This is a genomic window from Bradyrhizobium sp. USDA 4510 (genome assembly GCF_054059095.1).
This window is the reverse complement of sequence record NZ_JBSSBT010000001.1, coordinates 5,909,004-5,929,369: the sequence shown is the minus strand read 5'-3', so window position 1 is coordinate 5,929,369 and position 20,366 is coordinate 5,909,004. Positions and strand designations below refer to the sequence as shown.

Genomic DNA, 20,366 nt, shown 5'->3' with positions numbered 1-20,366 from the left:
GCAAGCGAAATGGCGGCCGGAGCCGGCTGCGTCCTTTGGTCGGGTCGAACGACAGCCCCATTACGGCCTAAAACGACGCTCTATGCTAGAAGACGCCGGTTGGCGGCAGCGCCAGGCTTCATTTTCAAGGCTTCATTTCGACATATCGATATATCCGTCGCATTTTCAGGGATCAGGGCATGATTGTCCGAGATCGGTTTCGCGGCCTCTTCCCAAAGTATTTTCTCGCACTGTTTCTGGCCGTCGCGCTTCCGCTCGTGATCAACGGGTCGATCGAAGCCTGGTTCGGTTACCGCGATCAGCGCGCAAGGCTGGACCAGTTGCTCGGTGTTCAGGCGGCTTCCGCGGCCGCTGAAATTCATAACTTCATCTCCGACATTGCAAGCCAGCTCGGCTGGCTGGTCCAGCTTCCCTGGACCGACGAGGTCGATGAGGGACGCCGAACCGATGCGTTGCGTCTGTTTCGTCAAGCGCCGGCCGTCGTCAGCCTGACACTCATCGACAACAATGGGTTGGAGCGTCTCTACGTCTCACGGGTCGGCCTCAATCGAATTGAAAGTCGTATCGACCGATCGGCTGAACCTGCGCTGGTCGGCGCCCACGCACGCCAGGTTTGGTTCAGCGATGTCAGCTACAACAGAGGCTCAGAGCCGTATTTGACTATTGCGCTCGTGGGTAACCGATCCGCGGTCGGCGCAGTCATCGCCGAAGTCAATCTCAAGCTGATCTGGGATGTCGTATCGGCGATCAAGGTGGGAGAGACGGGCCTCGCCTTCGTGCTGGACCGGCCGGGCCGCCTCATTGCCCATCCCGACATCAGCCTCGTCCTCCGGGGGCTGGAAGAAACAACCTCCCAGCCGTTTCGCACCATACGCGACGCGATCGGCCCGGGAGCGGGCTTTGCAACGGGCCGCGACGGACAGGGACGTCCGGTTGCTGCCCGCGCGGCTCCGGTGGCGGGTCCCGATTGGACCGTCGTCGTGGCGCAGCCGCTCTCCGAGGCTTACGCCCCGATCTATGCCGCGTTGCGACGGACCACAGTGCTTCTCGCAGGCAGCACCGTATTTGCAGGGCTGCTCGCCTATGCATTCGCGCACCGGATGACCGAGCCGATCAGGCTGCTCGAGGAGGGGACGGAGCGGATCGGCGCCGGATCGTTCGAGCACCGCATTTCGATCCAGACCGGGGACGAATTTCAGCGCCTGGCAAGCAGCTTCAACAGGATGGCCGGCGAGCTCGCGCTGGCGCAGCAGCACCAGGAGCGGATCGCGAAGCTCAAGCGGTTTCTCGCGCCTCAAGTCGCCGATCTCGTCGATCGTGCCGGCGATGACAGCGTGCTGGATGGCCGCCGCACCGACGTCGTCGTTGTGTTCTGTGACTTGCGCGGGTTCACCGCGTTTTCCGCGGGCGTCGCTCCCGAGGAAGTCATGAGCGTGCTGTCCGAATATTATGAGGTTCTGGGCAGGGTCATTGCGCGGTTCGAAGCAACCCTCATCAGCTTCTCGGGAGACGGGTTGATGGTGCTGGTGAACGCACCCGTGCCGGTCGAGGAGCCGGCGCTGAGAGCCGTCGACCTTGCGACCGAAATGCAGAAGCACGTGCAAGGCTTGATCGGCGGCTGGCGGTCGCGGGGCTACCAGGTTGGCTTTGGAATAGGGCTTGCCAGTGGATCGGCGACGGTTGGGCGGATCGGCTACGAAGACCGGCTCGATTACACGGCCATCGGCAGTGTCGTGAATCTCGCCGCCCGCCTGTGCGCATCTGCCGCAGATCGGGAAATCCTGATGGACGCAGGGACCGCCGCAAGCGTCAGAGGCAAGCGCTCCCTGGAGGATATCGGGAGTCGCCAAATCAAGGGCTTCGATGACGCCATTCCGGTGTTCGGAATATCTTCTTGATGTGTGTTGGCCGATGCCGGCCGGAGCGGTTCGGTGCAGTCCATTGGCGACTGGTTTCGGATCGTGGGATATACTTCCGCCGACGGCGAACGCCAGCGGGTCGATAGAGCATGAGTTGCGCTCATTCTCGTGCAGCAGCATCCCACGGACGCGGCAGCCGGCGCGAGGTCCTGTTGTTGATGGCTGCCGCCGCGGCCTGGACCACATCCTCGCGGGCGCAGAAGCCGTCGATGCCTGTGATCGGCTATCTTTGTCCGGAATCGCCGGAGTTGTTTGGCAGCCGGCTGAAGGCTTTCCACCAGGGACTTCGTGAAGCCGGCTTTGTCGAGGGCCGCGACGTTGCGATCGAATATCGATGGGCCAATGGGCAATATGCCCGGTTACCTGCACTGGCCGGCGAATTGATCGCGCGCGACGTCGATGTGGTGGTTGCGCCCGGCGGCGCCCCCGTCGCGCTTGCCGCCAAAGCTGCCGGCGTCACCAAGACGATCGTTTTCGAGATGGGCGGCGACCCCGTTCAGCTGGGTGTGGTGGACAGCCTGTCGCGGCCGGGAGGCAACATCACGGGAATCTCGAGCCTGAGCGTCGACGTGTCGCCGAAGCGGCTCGAGTTGATGCACGAACTTCTGCCGGCGGCGAAAACGTTGGGGGTCGTGACCAACCCGACAAGTCCAACCGCCAGCTCGCAACTGCAGAAGCTTCAGGCCGCTGCCGAAACTTTAGGGGTCCATCTGCAGATATCGAGGGCAAGCAAGGAAGAGGAGTTCGAAGCCGTATTTGCTTCCGTAGAGAGAGATTCGACAAACGCGCTTGTTTTCACCTCCGATCCCTATTTTGCATTTCGCAGCCGGCGATTGGCCGATCTCGCACTGAAGTATCGTGTTCCCGCAATTACGCAGACCCGGGATTTCCCGACAGCCGGAGGCTTGATGAGCTATGGCGGAGATTTCGTGCAGTCGCATCGACGCGCGGGCGTCTATGCCGGCCGGGTTCTGAAGGGTGAGAAGCCTGCCGATCTTCCGGTCCAGCTGGTCACCAAGGTCGAGTTCGTCATCAACCTGAAGACCGCCAAGCTGCTCGGCCACGAGTTCTCTGCTTCAGTCGTCAGCGGCGCAGACGAAGTGATCGAGTGACTAATTCGTTCAAGAACCCGGTAGTCCGGCCGGCACGGACTGAACGGTCCGGCCGGACCGTGACATCGCGTGCGCTCACGTGCTCAACTGCCGGGCTGTAGAAACGCGCCGTATTGCTTGCTCGTGGCGACCGCGGCGGCCGCCTGTCCGATGACACGCATTGCCGCCATCATCGGCCACGGCCCAAGGCTCACCCTGCGAACACCGGCGCGGGCGAGCTCCCCGATTTCGGGCACGCCCTGCGTCACCATGATGTTGACGGGCAGGGGCGTCAGCTGAACCAACCTCTCGATCAGCATGAGGTCGGTGAGCCCCGGTACAAAAATTCCATCAGCGCCGGCATCGGCATAGACCTTCGCACGTCGCGCCGCCTCATCCAGACATTGCTCGGGCGAGCCGAACTTCAGCAGAAACGGATCGGTTCGCGCATTGATGAAGAGGTGAACGCCGAGTCTCTGCGCGGCGTCCCGCACCGCCCTGATCTTCGCGGCATGCTGCTCCGGAGTGGCGAGCTGCCGCTTTCCGCCAACAAGCCCGTCCTCGATATTGATGCCGATCGCGCCGGCCTTCAGGATCCTTGCCGCCGAATGCGCGGCGGCATCCGGCGTGTCGCCATAACCCGCCTCCAGATCGATCGACACCGGAACCGTCACCGACGCGGTCATCCGCGAGACCAGGCCTTCCACGATGTCGAGCGGGGCATTTTCGCCGTCGGCGTAGCCGAGCGCGGATGCGACCGCGCCGCTGCTGGTCGCCACCGCCGGCGAGGCCTTCGCGATCGCCTTGGCGGTGGCGACGTCCCAGGCGTTGAACAGGACGAGCGGATCGCCCTGCTTGTGAAGTCGGTGAAACGCTTCGGCGTAGTGCTGCTGTGTCGTGGCGTCCATTGCGCGCACTCCTGGTCAGAGAATTCGAAGGATGGTGTGGCTGACGCGGCCGCAGGTGGTGGCGTCCGTTCAGTCGGCGGCGTGCGTTGTGAACCAGTCCATGATCAGACCTGTGACCTCGGCCTCACGCTCGAGGTGCGGGAAGTGGCCGACATCGGGCAGGACGATGCGCCGATGTGGTCCCTTGAAGAGCGGCTCTTCCTTGATCGAATACCGCGCCGTCGGATCGTTGCCGCCATAGATTGTCAGCGTCGGTGTATGCATGTCGTTGATCGGTAGCCGGCCCGCAACTCCCGCATCGACCAGGCCATTGTAGTATTTCAGCGCCGCCTTCATGGTGCCGGGAGAGCTGAGCGTCTCCTTGACCGAACGGAGATGCTCGTCGTTCTGCAGGGTCGGCGACCACAGCTTCCAAAGGTAGTCGACGAAGGGAAGTCCCTCGATGTTGACCGCCGAGTGAGCGCCAGGCACCGTGAAGAAATAGACATGGAAAACCGATCGAACGGCATCGGGATCGCTCCGGAGGCTTGTGATTGTGATCGGGTGCGCGGTGTTCATGACCACCGCGGCCTTGATCGCCGACGGCGCCGTAGCTAGCGCCTGGAAGGTTGACGTACCGCCCCAATCCATGCCGACGACGTAGGCCCGTCCGTCTTCGCTCAGCGCCGCGATCAACGCTTCGAGATCCTGGCCCAGCGCGATCGGATCGAAAATGCCGTCGGCCGGAATCTCCGTCGGCGCATAGCCGCGCAGGAACGGCGCGACCGCGCGATAGCCGGAATCCGCGAACACCTGCAGCTGCTTTCGGTACGACCAGGCATTGTCGGGAAAGCCGTGCATGAACATGACGAGCGGTCCGCTGCCTTGTTCGAGATAGGCAAATCGCACGCCGTTGGCCTGCACGTATTTCAGGGCGGGTTCGCTGCCGGCGGCGTCACGCGTTGCCAGTGCGGTGCTTCGGGTCGTCATCGCTGCTCTCCATTTGTGTCGTCGTTGCGCTCCCGGGCAAATATGTGCGCAGCGCACATATATGGTCAAGTTGTTTTTGTGCGCAACGCACATATTATTCCCGGCATGGAACACGGAATCGCTAATCTGCTGGGCGCGCTGTCGCTCGCTGTCATGGATCGTATCGAGCAAGGCGCGCGCGAGGTCGTCGGTCGCGGCGGCGAAACGCCCGCGGCGCTGATCGTCATCGGCTATGGCCAGGGCATGACCAACGACAAGCTGAGGCGGATCCTTGGCCTGTCGCACTCCGGAACGGTCCGCCTGGTCGATCGGCTGGTTTCGGATCGGCTTGTCGAACGCCGGGCGGGCAAGGACGGCCGCGAAGTCGCCTTGCACCTGACGGCATCGGGCGCTGCGTCCCGGAATGAACTGCTGGCGTCGCGGATTTCAGCCGTGACGTCGCTGCTCGACGTGCTGTCGGTCGCTGAGCGGAAGCAGCTCGCAACGCTGATCCGCGAGCTGCTGGCAAGGCAGGACACATCCGAGATGGATCGCTTCACGATCTGCCGGATGTGCGACGACCGGGTCTGCACCAATTGCCCGTTGCCGACCAGCAAGGGTCAGCACGCGCGCTAGAGAGGTTACTTTGAATCGAGCGGCCAACTCCGCTCACCTCGCCCCGCGTGCGGGGAGAGGTCGGAACGCATCGCTAGATGCGTTCCGGGTGAGGGGGAGTTTCCGCAAACACAGCTATCACCGCTTATGCGGAGAGTGCCCCTCACCCCAACGCTCTCCCCGTAAGAACGGGGAGAGGGAGCGCGGTGCCACCGCGGCCGCTATTCGACCTCATCTCCTCACGCTCCAGCAGCTTGCCGTCAGCGCGCGTTCTTGCCCGCCATGAACACGTACATGTCCCAGAAAGTCTCGGGATGATCGACCTCGAAGCGGTGCCACTGATCGAGATTGGTCTCGTCGGCCGTGCCCTGAAACTGCTTGCGGAATCGGTCGAGGACCGCCGGATCGTCAAACGGCTCGAACCCCTCGAACGACAGGCCATGCTCGTTCAGGAATGCCGCGATCGCCGGAATCGTCAGGCGGTGTTCCATGACGTTGAACAGCAGATCGCGGCAGCCGCTCATGCTGTAGAAATCCTTGGCGCCGATCAGCGGCTTCCATTTGTCGGCTTCGCGGAAGATGTCCTGCCGGCAACGTCTGATGTCGCCGGCGGTGGCGCGATAATTGCGCGCCGCGATGCGATCGCGGGCCTCGACGATGACGCGGCGCGCCAGATCGCTGTAGAGCCCGATGCGCATCGTGCCGCCCGGCCGCAGCAGCGAGACCAGCACGCGCCAGCCGGCCAAGGGGTCGGCAAGATGATGCAGCACGCCGACCGACTCGATGCTGTCGAAGGTGCGATCGATCGAGGCCAATTCCAGGATGTCCGCTTGCGCATACTCGATGTTGCGCAAGCCGAGCTCCCGCGTCTTGCGGCGCGCATAGGCAAGGCTGGTCCTGCTGATGTCGACCGCGAGCAGGCGGGCGTTGGGATAGACCTGCGCGATCTGGATCGCGTGCGAGCCGGTGCCGCAGCCGGCAATCAGGATATCCCGTTCGGCTCGCTGGTCCGCGGTTGCGACGGTCCTTCCCCGCGCCCGATCGGCCGCGAAGGCCGTCAACGGGTTGACGGTCCAGCGCGGATAGGGATTTTCCTCGTATTGGCGCATCACCTCGACGGATATGTCGTTCGTGATCGGAGTGAGCGCTGCAATAGCGCTGCGCTCTTCGATCTCCTCGCGCGGCTCGCGAAGCTGCACCCGCAACAGGCCGGCGACGGCCGCGGGCCAATCCCGGCGCAGCAGCGCGTCCGCCGTCGGCAAGGCATGAAGCGGGAAGTAAGCGGCGACAGCGGCGAGCGTGAGCGGCGCGATCGCAGCGCCTGATGCCAGGTCCTGCAGCAACCGGTCGCGCAGCGCGCCCGCGTCTTCGCTCTCCGCCCCGGTCTGCGCATAGACATGTTCGTTGATGAAGCATTGCCGGGCGAGCGCGCAGGCAAAGGCTACGATATCGTCGTCGACGTCATCCTGATCCGGCTTGCTCGCGAGCCGCAACAGCTCGGCCCGCGCATATCCGAACAGCACCTCAAGCCGCATGCTCGCCAGCGTGGTGGTTTCCATCGCGCAGCGCAGGAACAGGTCGTTCGCGAGCGGGGCGACACCCTCGCTGCCGAACAATTCGACGCTTGTGACCGGTAGCGGCCACTTGCTTGCAATCCGCCCGGCATAGGTGGTGACGGTCGGGCTCTGCAGGATGAAGCCGACCGCCTTCGCGTCCATGCCGAGCGCCAGCGCCTTGCTGAAATGCGCGGCCGCCTTGCTGCGATTGCCCATTGCCTGGTAGGAGTTGCCGGCGTTGTAATGGCAGGCGGCATTGACCTCGTCCGAGGCAATCGCCTTGGTGAACATCTTTGCTGCAGCCCGGTGATCGCCGGCAGCCTGCGCCATCAGGCCGAGAAGATTGAGGCTCTGCACATGGCCAGGATCGCGCGCGAGAAGCTGCCGGCAGATCTCCTGCGCTTCGTTGAAGCGTCGCATCCCGTAGAAGCGGCTGGCCTCAGCGGCGAGGCCGCCAATGCTGACACCCGTGGAACCGAAGGCAGGTGCGTTTTTGCTGGACGCGTCCCGTTGCTTCCCGGCCGCACGCCGCTCTTTTCGGTTCATGTTCCGTCAACTGGCCCGAGCTGCAAGACGCGGTGCATCAACTACCACGCCCGGGAAGACATAGGGCCGATCGTCTTTGTGGCCAAGGACAATCTGGCTTCAGCCCGGGATCCGCACCGGCAGGTTCTCGATGCCGCGGACGAAGCTGGAATAGACCCGCTTCGGCTCACCGACCACCTCGATGCGGTCGAAGCGCTTCAGCATCTCTTCCCAGACGATCCGAAGCTGCAGCTCGGCGAGCCGCATGCCGACGCAGCGGTGGATGCCGAAGCCGAACGACAGGTGGATGCGCGGCCGCGGGCGGTCGATGATGAACTCGTTCGGACGATCGATCACCTCGTCGTCGCGGTTGCCGGAGACATACCACATCACGACGCGGTCGCCCTTCCTGATCGTCTTGCCGCCGATCTCGGTGTCGACAAGCGCGGTGCGCCGCATATGCGCCAGCGGCGTCTGCCAGCGGATCACCTCCGGCACCATGGTGTCGATCAGTGCGGGATTCTCCTTCAGCTTCCTGAACTGGTCGGGATGCTCGTGCAGCGCCAGCACCGAGCCGCTCATGGTGTTGCGCGTGGTGTCGTTGCCGCCGACGATGAGCAGGATGATGTTGCCCATCAGATTGTCGGGGTCCATGTGCCGCGTGGCGTCGCTATGCGCCATCATCGACAAAAGGTCGTTGCGCGGCGGGGCGTTGACGCGCTCGTTCCAGAGCTTCGAGAAATAGGCGTAGCACTCGTCCATCTCCTGCCGCCGCTGCTCCGGCGAGTTGACGATGCCGCTCTTCGGCAGCGCGGTGGAGACGTCGGACCAGCGCGTCAGCTTGCGCCGCTCCTCCCAGGGGAAGTCGAACAGCGTCGCCAGCATCTGGGTGGTCAATTCGATCGAGACGCGCTCGACGAAGTTGAAGGTCTCGTTGCGCGGCAGATTGTCGAGCACGCTGGCCGAGCGCTGCCGGATCAGCTTTGCAAGCTCGTCGAGATGCGTGGGTGTGAACATCGGCGACACGGTCTTGCGCTGATGGGCGTGCCTCGGCTGGTCCATCGCGATGAAGCTCGGATAGTCGTAGCCGGGCGGCACATCGCGGATCGAGATGCCGCCGAGCGTGGAGTCCGAGGAGAAGATGCCGTGGCTGGTGTCGACATGCATGATGTCGTTGTACTTCACCACCGACCAATACGGTTCGATCGGCGCATTGGTGCAGTAGTGCACCGGCTCTTCCTTGCGCAGCCGCTCGAACCACGGCCACAGCGTGTCGTTCTGGAACAGCTTTGGCGCGCCGGGATGAAAATCCTTGAGCGGTGTCGAATACGCTTCCTCGCGGGCCTGGCGCAGCAACTCGGCCCGGTCGGCACGGATGGCGGTCTGGACGTTCATGTTTCTTGATCCCGGTTGGCTCGCGACGCGTCAGGCGGCGATGCGCACTGGCAGCGTCTCGTAGCCCTTGATGAAGCTGGAATACACCCGCTGCGGCTCCTCCACCACCTCGATGGTGTCGAAGCGCTTGAGGATCTCCTCCCAGATGATCTTGAGCTGCAGCTCGGCGAGCCGTAGGCCGACGCAGCGGTGGATGCCGAAGCCGAACGAGATGTGGGTGCGCGGCCGGGCGCGGTCGATCAGGAACTCGTAGGGCTTCTCGATCGCTTCCTCGTCGCGGTTGCCCGAGACGTACCACATCACCACCTTGTCGCCCTTCTTGATCTGGCGTCCGCGGAACTCGTAGTCGGCGAGCGCGGTGCGCCGCATATGGGCGAGCGGCGTCTGCCAGCGGATCACCTCGGGCACGAAGCTGTCGATCAGCGCCGGGTTCTCCCGCAGCTTGCGGTACTGCTCCGGATGCTTGCTCAGCGCATAGATGCTGCCGGACAGCGTGTTGCGCGTGGTATCGTTGCCGCCGACGATCAGCAGGATCAGATTGCCGAGGAAGTTCTTCGGGTCCATGTTCCGCGTGGCGTCGCTGTGCGCCATCATCGAGAGTAGATCGCTCTTCGGCGGCTGGCTCGCGCGCTCCATCCACAGCCTTGCGAAATAGCTCGCGCATTCCATCAGCTCGGCCTGCCGCTCGTCTTCGGTGGCGACGAGGCCGCCGGCGCCGGGCAGGGTGGTCGCGACGTCGGACCAGCGCGTCAGCTTGCGGCGGTCTTCCCAGGGGAAGTCGAACAGCACCGCGAGCATCTGGGTCGTCAGCTCGATCGAGACCTTGTCGACCCAGTCGAACACCTCGCCGCGCGGCAGATTGTCGAGGCACTCGGTCGAGCGCTTGCGGATGTTGGTGGCGAGCTCGTCGAGGTGCGTCGGCGTGAACATCGGCGCCACGGTCTTGCGCTGCGCCGAATGGCGCGGCTGGTCCATCGCGATGAAGCTTTCGCGGCGAAGATCCGGCGGCACGTCGCGGATGGTGATGCCGCCGAGCGAGGCGGCCGAGGAGAACACCGAGTGGTTGGTCTCGATGTCCATGATGTCGTTGTAGCGGGTGATCGACCAGTACGGACCGAACATCGAGTCCTTGCAGTAGTGCACCGGGTCCTCGCGGCGCAGCCGGTCGAAATACGGCCAGAAGGTATCGGTCTTGAACAGCTCGGGATTGCCGGGATCGTAGTCCGAAAGCGCAAGCGAATTGGCGCGTTCGCGTGCGGCGTCCAGATTCGTGTTGTCGACGAGATCGATGGTCCCGTGCATGAGCGGCTCCTCAACCGTTTGAGCTGCCGGGGCATGGCCGGCGCGGCATGTTTTACCGAATTACATTCTCATTCCGCGGTTTGCGCAAGGGCTCTCGACGCGCATTTGGCCGCATTGATGTCAGGCCAAAGCGGCCGAATCCGGGCTTTTCCGGTGGGGAAGGGACCGCGGCCGCGACCACGCCCGTTTGAAACGGCGTTTGATTTGGCCGGGCGGCGGCGTGCGAACGGTGCCGGCGCCGTTTATTGACTGCCGGTCTTCTCGCCGGCGGGCTTTTCGCAGGGGTAGGTGTCCTGCATCCCCCACAGCAGCAGGAGAGCGATCACCATCTCACCTTTCGCCGACCGCTTGTCGGCGGACTTGAGCATGATCTCTTCGGTCTGCTCGCTGCTCAGTGCGAGGTCGTCGGGCATGCAGAACAACAATTGGCCGCCATGCCGTTTCAGCCAGGCATTGGACGCCATCAGGCCGCCCCTGACGCCGTCGAGGTACATGTGATTGAAGATACGCAAATTCTCACTCTTTGGATTGCGATAGGAATCCAGCCGCACGTCGACGGCAGCGGCCGGAGCTGCCGTGAGCGCCAGAAGGCATGCCGACAAGATCCATCTGGTCATCGCTGCGATTTCCTCGCTTTGCGGCGGCGGCTTCGCCTCCATCGCCTGATCGTTAAGTATGTCATTGCCGCCCTGGGGTTCGACGCCGGCCGTTGATCGAGGACTGCGCGCTTTCCGGCATTGCCGTTAAGGCATGGCCAACCGCATCCCGCCAAAAATCGGCCGACGATCTCGACCTTGTGTGAAACCTGGATCACACTCGCGACGACAAATCTGTGCTTTTGATACCCAGAGATTGTCCCGCCAGGAGCCATCCCGTGAACGACATGAGCTGGACCCCGCTGGGTCCGCCGCAGCCGCCTCCGCAACCGGCCCCGCCGCCGATGCCGGTGGCGTTTTCAGGGAACCGGAAGGAGTTCTTTCGCCTGGTCGCGCGCGGCGCCGGGCTCGAACTGGTCACGGTCGGCTTCTACCGGTTCTGGCTCACCACCGACATCCGCCGTCATCTGTGGTCGAACAGCCAGATCGATGGCGACGCGCCGGAATATACCGGCCGCGGCAAGGAGCTCCTGATCGGCTTCCTGGTCGCGCTCGCGATCCTGGTGCCGATCTATCTCGGCTATTTCCTGATCGGCATCGAGGCGGAGCATTTCAAGGCGTTCGCCTCGCTGCCGCTGGTCGCCTTCTTCTATTTGTTCGGCCAGTTCGCGATCTATCGCGCGCGGCGTTACCGCCTGACCCGCACGGTGTGGCGCGGCGTCCGCTTCTGGATGAGCGGCTCGGGCTGGGTCTATGCGCTCAAGGCCTCGCTCTGGGGCGTGCTGGTCGTGATCACGCTCGGTCTCGCGCTGCCGTGGCGCGAGGCCGCGCTCGAACGCTACAAGATGCGGCACTCCTATTACGGCGACCTTCAAGGCTCGTTCGACGGCCGCGGCTGGGAGTTCTTCGCGCGGGGCTGGTGGCTCTGGGTCCTGATGCCGTTCGCGCTCTACAGCACGATCTTCGCCCCGTTCGCCTATGCCGCGTTCAAGGCGGTCGAGTGGCGCTGGTGGCTGTCGGGAATCCGCTTCGGCGACGTGAGGCTGGAATCCACGCTCCGCCGCGGCGCGCTGATCGGCCTGTACTGGAAGGTGATCGGCTGGGTCGTGCTGCTCGGCACGGTGTTCGCGGCCTATCTCGCGCTCTGCACCTTGCTGGTCGCCAGCATGGACGGCTCCTCGATCGCGGACTTCTTCAGGACCGAGGCGTTCGCCAAGAGCATTCCGCTGATCGTGCTGCTCGGCATCGGCTATCTCGCGTTTGCGCTGGCGCTGAACGTGGTGTTGCGCGTCTATCTGATGCGCGATCTCTGGGTTCGGGTGCTGTCCTCGACCATCGTGCACAACATCCAGGCGGCCGCCAACGTCACCGCGCGCGGCGAGCTCGCCAACGCGCTCGGCGAAGGCTTTGCCGATGGCCTCGACGTCGGGGGCTTCTAGCTCCATGGAATCCGATTCCGGTCAGACCAATTCCGCGGCGCCGGCTCCCGGCGGCGTTTTCTTCGACGGCCTGTCGAACCGGCGGCGCATCGTCGCACTCAGACTGTCCGACGCACTGGAGATCCGCGAAGACGGCGCACTGCTCGCGCGCTGGGTGTTTCACGACATCCGCCGCGCCGACAGCCCGTCCGGCCTGTTGCGGCTGAGCTGCCTGACCGCACCGCCTCTGGCGCGGCTCGACATCCGCGACGCCGGGCTGATCGCCGCGCTGGTCGCGCGCTGCGACACGCTCGAGGCGGATTTGCCGAACCGCAGGGGCGTCGCCGCGATCGTCGGCTGGTCGCTCGCGGCCGCGGTGTCGATCGTGCTGGTGGTGCTGTTCGGCGTGCCGCTCGCCGCCGAGCGGTTGACGCCGCTGGTGCCCGACTCGTTCGAGCGTCGCATCGGCGATGTCGCGGAGGCGCAGGTCAAGGTGCTGTTCGACGGCAAGCCGTGCAGCAATCCGGCCGGCCAGGCGGCGTTCGCGAAGCTGGTCGGCAAGTTGCGGCAGTCCGCAGGCTTCGATACGTCGGTGCAGTCGGGCGTGCTGGCGACGTCGGTGCCGAACGCCTTCGCGCTGCCCGGCGGCAAGGTCTATCTGTTCGACGGACTCTTGGAAAAAGCCGAGAACCCCGACGAGATCGCCGGCGTGCTGGCGCATGAGCTCGGCCATCTCCGGCACCGCGACAGCATGCGCGAATTGATCCACAACGGCGGCACCTCGTTCCTGATCGGGCTGTTGTTCGGTGACGTCACCGGCTCCGGCGCGCTGATCTTCGCCTCGCGCTCGCTGGTGACGTCGTCCTATTCGCGCGACGCCGAGACCAACGCCGACAGCTTCGCGATCGAGACCATGCACAAGCTCGGCCGTCCGGCCAAGCCGATGGGCGAACTGATGTTCCGCGTCACCGGCAAGGAGGGCGGCAAGGGGCTCTCGCTCGTCTCCAGCCATCCCTTGACCGAGGACCGCCTCGCGCGCATGGACAAGGCCGATGCCGCCAGCCGCCCCGATGGTCCGCCGCTGCTGTCATCGGCCGAATGGCAGGCGCTGAAGGGCATCTGCAGCGGCGCCGGCAAGGTGTGATGGCGCAGCCGCCGACGCTCCCTCGCTACTTCACCAGCCTGAACTTGCCGCCTTCGACCTTGATCAGGAACGCCGAACGCTCGTCATAGCCGTTGTGATCGGTCGGGCTCATGGTCGAGAGGCCGTTGTTCAGGTAGACGTCCTTGCCGCGCTCGAGCTCGTCGCGCAGCGCGGCGCGGAATTCCGCCGTGCCGGGCTTTGCGGTCTTCAGCGCATTCGCCGCCGCCCGCTTGAACAGCGTGACGGCGTCCCACAGATGCGCGCCGAAGATGTTCGGCTTCTGCCCGTTGGCCTTCTCGTAGGACGACACGAACTCGTCACGCACCTGGCGGAACGGATCGTTCGCCGGCAGATCGTCGGCGATGGTGAAGGCTTCGCCGGTGAAGATCGCGCCCTCGACATTGGCGCCGCCGAGCTTGATGAACTCCTCCGAGGCCACGCCATGGGTCTGGAAGATCTTGCCGGCATAGCCGCGGCTGCGCAGCGCCTCCTGCGGCAGTACGGCGGGCGTGCCGGCGGAGGCGATGAACACCGCTTCCGGATTGGTCGCGATCACCTTGAGCGCCTGGCCCATCGCGCTGGTGTCGGCCCGCGCATAGACCTCATGCGTCGTCACGGTGAGGCCGAGCTGCGGGGCGAGCCGCGACACCTCCTTGTAGTAGCCTTCGCCATAGCCGTCGGAGACGCCGATATAGCCGAGCGTCTTGATGCCGGACTTGGCGATGTATTTCAGGATCGCCGCCGCCATCAGGTCGTCATTGGGCACCACCTTGAACGCCCAGCGGCGGCGGTCGTCCATCGGCTGCACGATCGCGGTCGCCGCCGCGAGCGAGATGATCGGCGTCTTGCTCTCCACGGCGACGTCGAGCATCGGCATGGTCACCGGGGTGAGCGAGGAGCCGATCAGGATATCGACGCCGTCCTGGATCACGAGGCGCCGCGCATTCTGCGTGCCCTTGGTCGGATCGGACTCGTCGTCGAGCGCGATATAGGTGACCTTCTCGCCGCCGATCTCCTTCGGCAGCGCGGCGATGGTGCGCATCTGCGGCTGGCCGAGCGCCGAGCCCGGTCCGGATCCGGACACCACGACGCCGACCTTGATGTCGGCACGCGCGCCCGGCGCAATCAGGATCGCGCTCGCAAATGTCAACAGTCCGGCCATGGCCAGCTTCATTGCAACTCCTCCCAGCAGGTTCTTTTTATCTGCGGCCGATGATAGCCGACCGCCGTCCGGTCGCGCATCATATTGATTCCGCCCGATCCGTCTGTCCCCCTGATTGGGGACACCGGACTGCGCTCGGGCAAGGTTCGCGCGCTCTGCGGCCCGAGGCCTCAAATTGTCCGCGATCGGTTGGGTCGACTGCGCCCGGCCAAATTTCTGACCCAGCTTCGGTTCGGTCCTGAAACTTCGCGTTTACCACTCCCTTAAAGGCCGCGGGAACCAGTTTCCCTAATCGGGCGGCAACGTCTCGCTGTTATTGAAGGATCAGAAAAGGGAGTACGAACATGTCCAGTATTGTTCGGATCCTCGTCTTGATCGCATGTGCACATGCGGGATCCGTGGTTGCGGAAGTGCAGTTGGACGGCGCGCGGTCATCGCCGGCGGTCCACGTCCATGATTGAGCCTCATCCGATTGCGTCCGAGCACGCGCGCGCCATCTGCGAAGAGATTGGCGAACGGCTGCGCCATGCCCTGCGCGGCGATTACGCCGATCTGCCGCCAAGGCTGCGCGAACTGGTCAACGAGCTCGCTCTGCAGGAGTGTGAAGCGCCGTCGCTGGTGCCCACGATGGCTGACATGACGAGACCGCTGGTCGCCGCGGCCTAAGCCGAGCGTCTGCGTCACACGTTCTTCGCGACCTTCCGTGTCCGCGTCGGACCGGCGCCGGCGATCGTCGGCTTGATATTCCACACCGCGCGCACGCTTGCGAAGGCATGGGCGATCACCGGCTCCTGGCGGCGGGCGGCGAGGCTGGCGAAGGAGAGATCGCAGGTCAGCTTCACCTTGTCGGCGACCACGAACTGATGCGGCCGCGCCATCCGCGGCGCCAGCACGTTGTCGCGTGCGAGGCTGAGGCAGAGACCGGATTCGACGAAGTCGATCATCGCCTCTTCCTGGTCGGTGTAGCCGATCCGCTTCGGCAATGCACCGAGTGGGCGGAAGATGTCGTCGAGCAGCCGCCGGTGGCCGGAGTGCGGCGGTGTCGCGAGCCAGGGCAGCTCGGCGAGCTCGGCCCAGCCCTTGCCCATCACCCGATCGCGCCAGGCGATCGGTGCGATCACCCGGTAGTCGTAGCAAAGCAGCGGGGCGAGCTGGTAGCGGCCATCGACGATGGTCCGTTCGGTGAAGCTGTGATGGACGAGTTGGTCCTGCGGCGTGGCGTCGACATAGTAGCCGACGTCGAGTTCGCCGCGGCCGATCTGCGCCAGCACGTCGTCGCTCACGCCATGACGCAGGAAGACTTCGGTGCGCTGCGAGGACATCGCAAGGCTGCGCACGAACGGCCCGAGCCGGGTGAATTCGGGGTCGAGGATGGTGCCGACGCGCAGCGTGCCGCGCTGTGCCTCGTTCAGCGAGTCCGCCATCGCCTTGAAGTCGGACGCGGCCGCCACCGCCCGGTGCGCCAGCGGCAGCAGCGCGGCGCCGGCCTCGGTCAGGGTGAATCCGGCAGGTGTGCGGTTGAACAGCTGCAGCCCGGTGCTTTCCTCGAGTGCCTTCAGCTGCAGGCTGACCGCGGGCTGGGTCAGCTTCAGCATCGCCGCTGCGCGCGATACCGTGCCTTCACGGGCAACCGTGATGAAGCAACGCAAGGCCTGGGTACGGGGAAGCTCGATCATCGCACGTGCTTATAGCACACTTTTTTGGCGCGCATCCGACCTGCGCCGTGCATTGTCATGCGATTATAATACAACCAATGCGAGAATTCAGGACCGCCGCCACGCAACCATGCCTTCGTGCGCGCGGTTCAACAATGACTGTCTCTGGAATACTGGATCGCCCGGTCAAAGCCGGGCGAGGACTACGCAATGACGCTACGTTACCTCGCGCGAGAACCATCCTCGTCGTCCTGGCGAAAGCCAGGACCCATTACCCCAAATGTCAATTGTTGCGCGATGCTGTGGCCGCGATCTCGTTCATCATCAAGTGCGGTGGTCCTGGCTTTCGCCAGGACGACGATTGGGGAGATCGCGCGCTCATTCCATCACCGTCATGCTGAGGAGGCCGCGCAGCGGCCGTCTCGAACCACGACGGCCTGACTGTGGCCGTGTATCCTTCGAGATGCGCGAGTGCGCCTCAGGATGAGGGGACCTGGACTGCTTTCCGACTTCATCGTCGTCCCGGCGAAGGCCGGGACCCATTGCCACCGAAGTTCATTGTTGCGCGATGTCGGAACGACGAGTCCCATCCACAACACCCGCTGCGGCGTATGGGTCCCGGCCTTCGCCGGGACGACGGCTGTGAATGCCGCGAGCGTGTGCGCCGATCGACGGAGGCCGCCACCCTCACTCCAGATGGTTCACCTTCGCCACCCAGGCGCGGACGTCGGCGAGGACGGCGGGCAGCACGGCCTTGACCTCCTGCACGGTCATGCCGGGCTTGATGCGGGGGTCGTAGAGCAGGTTGAGCAGATATTGGTCGTAGACGTCGAAATAGCCCATCGAGACGTTGTCGTTGAACATGGTCCAGGGCACGGTGGCGGTGTCGTTGATCGGGCCGAGCGACTGCAACAGCTCCTCATAGGCGCAGTCGAGGAAGACGAAATCGCCGTTGTCGACGGTGAGGATCACGTCGGAATGCTCGATTTCGTAGTTCTCGTTCTTGCGGAAGCCGGACAGGCATTGCGGGTCGAGCGAGGAGCGGATCTCCCTGGCGCGCTCCTGGCCGTAGAAAGTCGCGATCGTGCGGTACAGCTCGCGGTCGCGCACCAGCTTGACCACGACATTGGCCGCTTCGTTGTTCTCGGTTATCGCGATGTCGAGATGCTGCACCTTGCTGCGGATGTCGGCGACGACCCTGGCGAGCTGGACCTTGCGGTCGGCGCGGCTGCCGTCGGCGAACACGCGCACCGGACTGTCGTACTTGCGGATTCGGTCGACCCGCCCGGCGAGATGATATTCGGCGCCGAACGCGGTTTTCAGAAAGCCCTCCACGATCTCGGCGTCGGTGAAGACCTTCTTCTCGTTGCGCTGGCGCGCGGCGATCGCCGGTACCTCGGTGGCGGCCGCGGGCAGCGCGGCATCAGCGAGGCAAGCGGCGAGCGTTGCGGCAAGAAGGACGAGGATCGAAGGACGGTGCTGGGGCATTGTGACAACGCTGCCGCAAGGTTTGCGGCAGCGCAAGGAGGGATCAAGGCGGCGGGATCAGCGATCTTGCCGAATGGCGGCGCCTGGTTCCGTTGAAATCGACGCGATCAGTTGTTCTTCACCACCACGGTGGTGCCGACCGAGACCCGACCATAGAGATCGGTGACGTCGTCGTTGGTCATGCGGAAGCAGCCCGACGAGACGGCCTGGCCGATCGTCTCCGGCTCGTTCGAGCCGTGGATGCGGTAGAGCGTCGAGCCGAGATACATCGCGCGCGCGCCGAGCGGATTCTCGATGCCGCCGTTCATGTGGCGCGGCAGATCGGGGCGGCGGCGCAGCATCTGCGACGGCGGCGTCCACGACGGCCATTCCTTCTTTGCGGAGATGCGGTGGACACCGCTCCAGCGGAAGCCGTCGCGGCCGACGCCGATGCCGTAGCGCAGCGCCTGGCCGTTCGCCAGCACCAGATAGAGCCGGCGCTCGGCGGTGTTCACCACGATGGTGCCGGGGGCGTAGTTGGTCGGGTAGTTGACGGTGGTGCGCGGGATCGGGCTTGCGCCGCCGCCGCCGAAGAAGCTCGGGGCTTCGGACTGATAGCCGCGAGAGTCGAAGAACTGGGCGTGGGCCTGGCCGGCACCTGCCAGGATCGTGAGCGCGGCAAACATCAAGGCAATCGGGCGCATGGTCGTCGTCCTCGCGAACAATCAAATATGCAGTCAGAGAGGCCACAATTGCCGGCGTTTCGCAAGCGACGAAGCCGTGACCTCAGGCATTTTCGAACAACACGGTTTAAAAAGGCAACAGATCGGAAGCGATACCTGCATTGTCCGGCCAAGCCTTTGACGACGCGGCTGAAGAATGGTTGATCTGGAGCGTTTTCGAGCGAAGTGGGTACCGGTTCGCGTCAAGAAAGCGCGACCAAACAAAAGCTGGAGCGTTTTCAAGCGAAGTGGGCACCGGGTCGCGTGAAGAAAATGCGACCAAACAAAAGGATACGAGCATGATCCGATTCAATCGGATCGGATCATACTCTGAGCGACCTCAAGAACATCTCGAAACGGGAGCGAGAGCATGAATGGTGCGGAAAGTCTGGTGCGGACATTGGTCGCAGGCGGCGTGGATGTCTGCTTTACCAATCCCGGCACCTCGGAGATGCATTTCGTCGCGGCGCTGGACAAGGTCCCGGGCATGCGCTGCGTGCTCGGTCTGTTCGAAGGCGTGGTGACCGGTGCGGCCGACGGTTATTTCCGCATGAAGGGAACGCCGGCCTCGACGCTGCTGCATCTCGGGCCCGGCCTCGCCAACGGCCTTGCCAATCTGCACAACGCCAAGAAGGCGCATTCCGGCATCGTCAACATCGTCGGTCAGCATGCCACGTACCACATCGGCTACAACGCGCCGCTGACATCCGACATCGAGGGCCTGGCGCGGCCGATGTCGTCCTGGGTGCGCACCTCGCCGGATGCCAAGTCGGTCGCCGCCGACGGCGCGGCTGCGATCGCCGCCGCCAGGAGCGCGCCGCCGCAGATCGCGACCCTGATCCTGCCGGCCGACACCGCCTGGAACGAAGCCGACGGCATCGCCGAGGTGCCCGTGGACACGCAGCGTCCGAGCTATTCGCCGCAGGCGGTCGATGCCGCGGCGAAAATCCTGCATGGCGATGCCGCGCATACGCTGCTGCTCGTCACCGGCAGCGCGCTGACCGAGCACGGGCTGGCGCTCGCCGAGCGCATCGCCGGCAAGACCGGCTGCACGGTGATGGGCCAGACCTATCACCCGCGCATGGCGCGCGGCCGCGGCCGCTTCTCGATCAACCGCATTCCCTATGTGATCGAGCAGGCGTTGCCGATCCTGAAGAAATTCCGTCACATCGTGCTGGTCGAGGCCAACGATCCCGTGGCGTTCTTCGCCTATCCGAACAAGCCGAGCATGCTGAAGGCGGAAGGCTGCGAGGTGCATCGCATGACCGCCTGGGGCGAGAATTCGGTCGCGGCGCTCGAGGCGCTCGCGGGCGCGCTGCATGCGACCGCGCAGGACGTCAAGCCGCAGCAATTGCAGGAACTGGTCAAGCCGACCGGTGCGCTCGACCACGCCACGATCGCGCAGGCGATTGCGTGCGCGATCCCCGAGCACGCCATCATGGTCGATGAATCCGTCACCACGGGCCGCGGCTTCTTCCCGCCGACGGCGGCGGCCGCGCCGCATGACTGGCTGCAGAACATGGGCGGCTCGATCGGCTTCTCGACGCCGGTGGCAACCGGCGCGGCGGTCGCCTGTCCGGACCGCAAGGTGATCTGCATGGTCGGCGACGGCAGCGCGATGTACACGATCCAGTCGCTGTGGACCCAGGCGCGCGAAGGGCTCAACGTCGTGACCATCGTGTTCGCCAACCGCATCTATCAGATCCTGCGCGGCGAGTTCGACGGCGTCGGCGCCGGCGAGCCGGGCAAGCGGGCGCAGGACATGCTGAAGATCGATCGGCCGACGCTCGACTTCGTCGCACTCGCCAGGGGCATGGGGGTACCGGGCAGGGCGGTGACGACCGCCGACGAGTTCAACAAGGCGCTCGCGGAAGCCGTCGCGGAGCCGGGACCGCGGCTGATCGAAGTGCATATGTAGAGGCGTAGCTGAAAGGCCGCGGCGG

General features: G+C 64.5%; 17 protein-coding genes. 7 read left to right on the top strand and 10 right to left on the bottom strand.

What is annotated here, in order from left to right; translation table 11 throughout:
• Positions 1-179: 179 nt before the first annotated feature.
• Both ACVMDN_RS27620 and ACVMDN_RS27615 read left to right on the top strand, forming a co-directional pair.
• The gene (locus ACVMDN_RS27620; protein ID WP_141341152.1) at positions 180-1,898 is read left to right on the top strand and encodes an adenylate/guanylate cyclase domain-containing protein; all 1,719 of its coding nucleotides are present in this window, start codon (positions 180-182) and stop codon (positions 1,896-1,898) included.
• A 179-nt stretch (positions 1,899-2,077) separates the two neighbouring features.
• On the top strand, positions 2,078-3,031 hold the full coding sequence (locus ACVMDN_RS27615) for an ABC transporter substrate-binding protein (protein WP_057019326.1): 954 nt from the start codon (positions 2,078-2,080) through the stop codon (positions 3,029-3,031).
• An 83-nt stretch (positions 3,032-3,114) separates the two neighbouring features.
• On the opposite strand, the gene ACVMDN_RS27610 is transcribed toward ACVMDN_RS27615, so the two are convergent.
• Together ACVMDN_RS27610 and ACVMDN_RS27605 are read right to left on the bottom strand one after the other, a co-directional pair.
• Positions 3,115-3,918, bottom strand: a complete 804-nt coding sequence (locus tag ACVMDN_RS27610; RefSeq protein WP_076830759.1) for an isocitrate lyase/PEP mutase family protein — start codon at positions 3,916-3,918, stop codon at positions 3,115-3,117.
• 69 nt (positions 3,919-3,987) lie between these two features.
• Positions 3,988-4,887, bottom strand: a complete 900-nt coding sequence (locus tag ACVMDN_RS27605) for an alpha/beta fold hydrolase (RefSeq protein WP_076830762.1) — start codon at positions 4,885-4,887, stop codon at positions 3,988-3,990.
• A 105-nt stretch (positions 4,888-4,992) separates the two neighbouring features.
• On the opposite strand from ACVMDN_RS27605, the gene ACVMDN_RS27600 reads away from it, so the two are divergent.
• On the top strand, positions 4,993-5,502 hold the full coding sequence (locus ACVMDN_RS27600; RefSeq protein ID WP_076830808.1) for a MarR family winged helix-turn-helix transcriptional regulator: 510 nt from the start codon (positions 4,993-4,995) through the stop codon (positions 5,500-5,502).
• Positions 5,503-5,741: 239 nt separating this feature from the next.
• Here the strand turns inward: ACVMDN_RS27600 and ACVMDN_RS27595 are convergent, their stop codons facing one another.
• The 4 genes from ACVMDN_RS27595 to ACVMDN_RS27580 all read right to left on the bottom strand — a co-directional run bounded on the left by ACVMDN_RS27595 (position 5,742) and on the right by ACVMDN_RS27580 (position 10,876).
• A complete protein-coding gene (locus ACVMDN_RS27595; RefSeq protein ID WP_076830811.1) occupies positions 5,742-7,457 on the bottom strand; it encodes a class I SAM-dependent methyltransferase in 1,716 nt (571 codons plus the stop codon).
• 225 nt (positions 7,458-7,682) lie between these two features.
• Positions 7,683-8,957: a cytochrome P450 gene (locus ACVMDN_RS27590; protein WP_076830764.1), complete on the bottom strand. Its 1,275-nt coding sequence runs from the start codon at positions 8,955-8,957 to the stop codon at positions 7,683-7,685.
• A gap of 30 nt (positions 8,958-8,987) precedes the next feature.
• Positions 8,988-10,259: a cytochrome P450 gene (locus tag ACVMDN_RS27585; RefSeq protein ID WP_076830768.1), complete on the bottom strand. Its 1,272-nt coding sequence runs from the start codon at positions 10,257-10,259 to the stop codon at positions 8,988-8,990.
• A gap of 242 nt (positions 10,260-10,501) precedes the next feature.
• Positions 10,502-10,876: a hypothetical protein gene (locus ACVMDN_RS27580; protein WP_076830813.1), complete on the bottom strand. Its 375-nt coding sequence runs from the start codon at positions 10,874-10,876 to the stop codon at positions 10,502-10,504.
• 266 nt (positions 10,877-11,142) lie between these two features.
• Here ACVMDN_RS27580 and ACVMDN_RS27575 point away from each other — a divergent pair, with 266 nt between their 5' ends.
• Entirely contained in the window at positions 11,143-12,294 is a 1,152-nt protein-coding gene (locus ACVMDN_RS27575; protein ID WP_141341156.1) for a DUF898 family protein, read from the top strand.
• A gap of 4 nt (positions 12,295-12,298) precedes the next feature.
• Positions 12,299-13,417 carry a M48 family metallopeptidase gene (locus ACVMDN_RS27570; protein ID WP_057019297.1) on the top strand — a complete coding sequence of 373 codons (1,119 nt, stop codon included), beginning with the start codon at positions 12,299-12,301 and terminating at the stop codon, positions 13,415-13,417.
• 25 nt (positions 13,418-13,442) lie between these two features.
• Here the strand turns inward: ACVMDN_RS27570 and ACVMDN_RS27565 are convergent, their stop codons facing one another.
• Positions 13,443-14,591, bottom strand: coding sequence for an ABC transporter substrate-binding protein (locus ACVMDN_RS27565; RefSeq protein WP_057019298.1), 1,149 nt, complete (start codon positions 14,589-14,591; stop codon positions 13,443-13,445).
• Positions 14,592-15,032: 441 nt separating this feature from the next.
• On the opposite strand from ACVMDN_RS27565, the gene ACVMDN_RS27560 reads away from it, so the two are divergent.
• Positions 15,033-15,245, top strand: coding sequence for a hypothetical protein (locus ACVMDN_RS27560; RefSeq protein ID WP_057019299.1), 213 nt, complete (start codon positions 15,033-15,035; stop codon positions 15,243-15,245).
• Positions 15,246-15,259: 14 nt separating this feature from the next.
• Here the strand turns inward: ACVMDN_RS27560 and ACVMDN_RS27555 are convergent, their stop codons facing one another.
• The 3 genes from ACVMDN_RS27555 to ACVMDN_RS27545 form a co-directional block, all read right to left on the bottom strand.
• On the bottom strand, positions 15,260-16,255 hold the full coding sequence (locus ACVMDN_RS27555) for a LysR family transcriptional regulator (RefSeq protein ID WP_057019300.1): 996 nt from the start codon (positions 16,253-16,255) through the stop codon (positions 15,260-15,262).
• Between the two features lie 666 nt (positions 16,256-16,921).
• Positions 16,922-17,722, bottom strand: a complete 801-nt coding sequence (locus ACVMDN_RS27550; RefSeq protein ID WP_057019301.1) for a DUF2927 domain-containing protein — start codon at positions 17,720-17,722, stop codon at positions 16,922-16,924.
• Positions 17,723-17,829: 107 nt separating this feature from the next.
• A complete protein-coding gene (locus ACVMDN_RS27545) occupies positions 17,830-18,405 on the bottom strand; it encodes a L,D-transpeptidase (protein WP_038378145.1) in 576 nt (191 codons plus the stop codon).
• 388 nt (positions 18,406-18,793) lie between these two features.
• Here ACVMDN_RS27545 and ACVMDN_RS27540 point away from each other — a divergent pair, with 388 nt between their 5' ends.
• A complete protein-coding gene (locus ACVMDN_RS27540) occupies positions 18,794-20,341 on the top strand; it encodes an acetolactate synthase large subunit (RefSeq protein WP_057019302.1) in 1,548 nt (515 codons plus the stop codon).
• Positions 20,342-20,366 lie beyond the last annotated feature (25 nt).